We start from the raw sequence: 3,726 nt of genomic DNA, 5'->3' as shown, positions 1-3,726 counted from the left end.
ACGTCGCATAATATATCTTATGTATAATTGAAAGAATCAGGGTAAAAATTCGCGGTTATTGCTAATTATACCATTTAAAAATACAAATACGTAAATATCCCGTATAAAAAATTGCGCAGTTTGAGGTCAATGAGATTGTCGATCAATTTCCAGGCGTACTCCTGCCCTGTCTCAATTTCTTTGACGAAGCTGAGCAGCGTATTTCGATCCACGATCTTTTCTATTTCTTTGAATTTGATATATTTTTGCGATTCGCGGTAGGCGATATAGAATAATTTGCCTTTAAAATAATCCTGTAAATTTTCAAAGGACTCTTTGTGCTGCTCGGCTACGCGCGCGCGCACCGCGCTTTGATTAATTTCCTTGATCGTGGTTTTGACGGCCGCCTCTTTGGCCGTGTTCTCCATCAATTCCAGCTCGTGATTGACTATATCGTCTAACTCCAGCAGGAATTTTTGACTGTTTTTCTCTTTAGCGCTCTTGTTTATATATTTAACTAAATTGGATGTTGTTTCCATCGCGTCTCTCCCCTTTTAAGTTTGATGACGCAGTGAAAACAGCTTTTATGCCAGGAAATTGGCGGTTTTTGGCGATTATTTGTTTAATTTTGCACAGACAACAGCCAGTATCTCCGCAAAAATGACTTCTTTTGGCCTATTTCCATCCAAAACGCAAAATCTTGGGTCGTTTTGAGCGGCTTGGAGATAAGTTTGCCGCACGCGGCGGTGAAAATCCAGAGATTCCTGCTCAAATTTGTCAGCTTTTGTGCTTGTGGCGCGTTGTAAACCAATTTCTGACAAAATATCGAGCAAAAAAGTGAGTTCTGGCAGCAATCCTCCGCTGGAATCTTTGTTCAATTTGGCAATAAAATCCGCGTCGAACCCCCGGCCACCGGCTTGATAGGCCGTTGTGGAATCAACATAGCGGTCACAAATGACTGTTTTGCCCTGCGTCAGGGCTGGCCGGATAACTTCCTCGACATGCTGGGCGCGGTCTGCCGCAAAAAGGAATAGTTCTGCCGCGGGAGCGTACCGCGCGGTCGGATCGTCCAGCAGTAAAGCGCGGATCTTTTGACCGGCCGCTGTACCGCCAGGCTCGCGCGTCCAAAGCGTGTCCCTGCCCTGCCGCTGCAATTCAGCATAGAGCAATTTGGACTGGGTGGTTTTGCCGGAGCCGTCAGGCCCTTCAAAGGTAATGAACATTAAAGCGGCGGGGTTTCCACCTGGGCGGCCGTGTGTTTTACCGCGTCTTTGAGCACGCGACCGGCAATAAAAGCCGGGGTTTTGGTTTCAGGAATGAATATTTTTTCGCCGGTCTGTGGATTGCGTCCTTCGCGCCCGGCGCGGTTGTGTGTCTCGAAAATACCGAAACCAACCAGACGAACTTTTTCTCCGGCGGCCATAGCTGTGGTGATATTGCGCAAGAAACAATCGACGAGTTCTTCCACATCGGCCTTATTATAATTGAGCTGTTTGGCGACTTGCCAGGCCAACTCTTTTTGATTCATCGGACGCTCCCTTCGCCGTTGAGTATTATACTACATCCTGTTTGGAATGAAAATCACACAATGCTTGCAGATTTGCCCAGTCTTGATCGATCTCGGTCTGGATCTCCGCCAGTAAATTTTCATTGCCCGTCTTGAAAAGATGTTTGAAACGCCCCTGCGGTTTCAGCCAATCGCTGACGGGGATTTTTTTATCTTTGGGGTCGTAATTTAATTTATATTTGCCGTTTTCCACTTCGTACAGCGGCCAAAAACAGCAGTCGACAGCCATTTGCGTCAGCTTGACCGTGTCCTGACTTTTGGTCGCCCAGCCCAGCGGACAGGTGGCCAGCACGACAATGAATTTTGGCCCGCGGATCGACATGGCTTTTTCGATCTTGTTAGTCAGGTCTTTCCAGTTGCCGGCGATAGTCTGCGCCACATAAGGCACATTGTGGCCGACCATAATTTTAGCCAGGTCTTTTTTCTTTTGCCTTTTGCCGGGCTGCACCTTGCCGACCGGCGCGGTAGTGGTGTTGGCATAGCGTGGTGTGGCGCCGGAGCGCTGAATACCGGTGTTCATGTAAGCGCCGTTGTCGTAACAAATGTAGAGCATATCATGGCCGCGTTCCATAGCGCCGGAGAGCGACTGCAAACCAATGTCATACGTGCCGCCGTCGCCGCCAAAAGCGACGAAACGAAAATTCTCATCTTTGATCTTGCCGGACTTGACCAGGGATTGATAGGCGGCCTCGACGCCCGAGCAGGTGGCGGCGCTGTTCTCAAAAGCGTTGTGCAGGAACGGCACTTTCCAGGAAGTATAGGGGAAAATCGAAGTATTGACCTCGCAGCAGCCTGTCGCGCCGACCACAGCCACGGGCTCTTTGATCGCGGCGAGGGTCAGGCGGAAAATATTGGGATAGCCGCAGCCAGCGCAGGACGTGTGCCCGCCGACGAACTTTTCCTCTCTTGCCGCTAACTCTTTTAACGTCGCCATTATTTTTACTCCTTTATTATATTGTCATATTATCATCTAGTTGTTTGTGAATATCTTTACCCGCGCGGACACGGCCTAGCACTGAAGGTTACGTCCGCTTCGGGCAAAATATTCACAAACAACTTTACTTCCTTACACCTAAGTAATTCACAATAGCGCCGACATCGGCGCTGTCTTTAGCTTTAATAGAATTCAGGCGATCGTACACGGCCGCGATCTGATGCACGTCAATATCGCGTCCGCCCAGGCCGTAAATGTAATTAACGATCCTGGGTTTTTGCGCGGAATTGAACAGCGCCGAACAAACTTCTGTGAAAACCGGCCCGCCATAGCCGTTGAGCGAATCCGAGCGGTCAAATACAGCCACGGCCCGCAGTCCGGACAGAGCCGCGGCCAGATCCTCTACCGGAAAAGGCCGGAAAACGCGTATCTTTATCAAACCGACTTTCTGGCCTTTGGCGCGCAAAGCGTCAACCACATCCTTGACTGTGCCGGCCGTGGAACCAAGGCAGACGAGCGCTGTTTCTGCGTCATCAAGTTTGTATTTTTCGATCAAGTCATAAGCGCGGCCGTATTTCTCGCCAAATTCCTGGCCGACCCGCTTGATAACCGCTTTGGAAGCCCGCAGCGCCTCAATTATTGGCAGGCGGTGTTCAAAATAGTAATTTTGCAGGTCAATAGAGCCAATTGTTATCGGTTTTTCGTGATTTAGCAGGGAATAATTAGGCTTGTAATCGCCAATATATTCACGCGCGTCAGCATCGGGCAGTATTTTTATTGTTTCCATACCGTGAGAAATGATGAAACCGTCGGTCGTGGCCAGCGCCGGTAAATGCACCTGCGGGTTTTCAGCAATTTTTATGGCCTGCAGAACATTATCGTAAGCCTCCTGCGCGTTTTCCGAAAAAATCTGTATCCAGCCGGCGTCGCGGCAGAACATGGTGTCGGAATGATCGCAATGAATATTGATCGGGCCGGAAATAGCGCGGTTGACTTCCGGCATAACTATCGGCAGACGCAGCGCCGCTGCTATCGGCATGATCTCGGCCATCAGCATCAAACCCTGTGAGGCCGTGGCGGTCATCGCTCTGGCCCCCGCCGCCGCGGCGCCCAGCGTGGCGGACAGCGCGGAATGTTCCGACTCCACCGTGACCATATCGGTATTGACCAGACCATCAGCCACAAATGAGGAGAAGATCTGGGCAATTTCGGTGGCCGGCGTGATCGGGTAAGCGGCGACCACATC

General features: G+C 50.3%; 5 protein-coding genes. All 5 read right to left on the bottom strand.

Translation table 11 applies throughout. From position 1 onward, the window contains the following. Positions 1 to 74 precede the first annotated feature (74 nt). A complete protein-coding gene (locus tag LBJ25_05075; protein MDR1453327.1) occupies positions 75 to 518 on the bottom strand; it encodes a hypothetical protein in 444 nt (147 codons plus the stop codon). 75 nt (positions 519 to 593) lie between these two features. Then, on the bottom strand, positions 594 to 1,202 hold the full coding sequence (gene tmk / locus LBJ25_05070) for a dTMP kinase (protein ID MDR1453326.1): 609 nt from the start codon (positions 1,200 to 1,202) through the stop codon (positions 594 to 596). Then, on the bottom strand, positions 1,202 to 1,507 hold the full coding sequence (locus tag LBJ25_05065; GenBank protein MDR1453325.1) for an HU family DNA-binding protein: 306 nt from the start codon (positions 1,505 to 1,507) through the stop codon (positions 1,202 to 1,204). The genes tmk and LBJ25_05065 overlap by 1 nt, the downstream gene beginning before the upstream one ends. Positions 1,508 to 1,532: 25 nt before the next feature. Further along, complete coding sequence (locus LBJ25_05060; GenBank protein ID MDR1453324.1) at positions 1,533 to 2,483, bottom strand: pyruvate ferredoxin oxidoreductase; 951 nt, start codon at positions 2,481 to 2,483, stop codon at positions 1,533 to 1,535. Between the two features lie 121 nt (positions 2,484 to 2,604). Further along, positions 2,605 to 3,726 (bottom strand): pyruvate ferredoxin oxidoreductase (gene porA / locus LBJ25_05055; GenBank protein ID MDR1453323.1); only part of this gene is annotated, 1,122 nt, incomplete at its 5' end.

The sequence above is a fragment of the Candidatus Margulisiibacteriota bacterium genome (genome assembly GCA_031268855.1).
Classification (GTDB): Bacteria; Margulisbacteria; Termititenacia; order Termititenacales; family Termititenacaceae; genus Termititenax.
This window is presented reverse-complemented; position numbering and strand designations above follow the sequence as displayed.

What these genes read in the sequence shown, in the direction of transcription:
- LBJ25_05075 (MDR1453327.1), bottom strand. Translation starts at nt 518, where the DNA reads ATGGAAACAACATCCAATTTAGTTAAATATATAAACAAGAGCGCTAAA.
- tmk (MDR1453326.1), bottom strand. Translation starts at nt 1,202, where the DNA reads ATGTTCATTACCTTTGAAGGGCCTGACGGCTCCGGCAAAACCACCCAG.
- LBJ25_05065 (MDR1453325.1), bottom strand. Translation starts at nt 1,507, where the DNA reads ATGAATCAAAAAGAGTTGGCCTGGCAAGTCGCCAAACAGCTCAATTAT.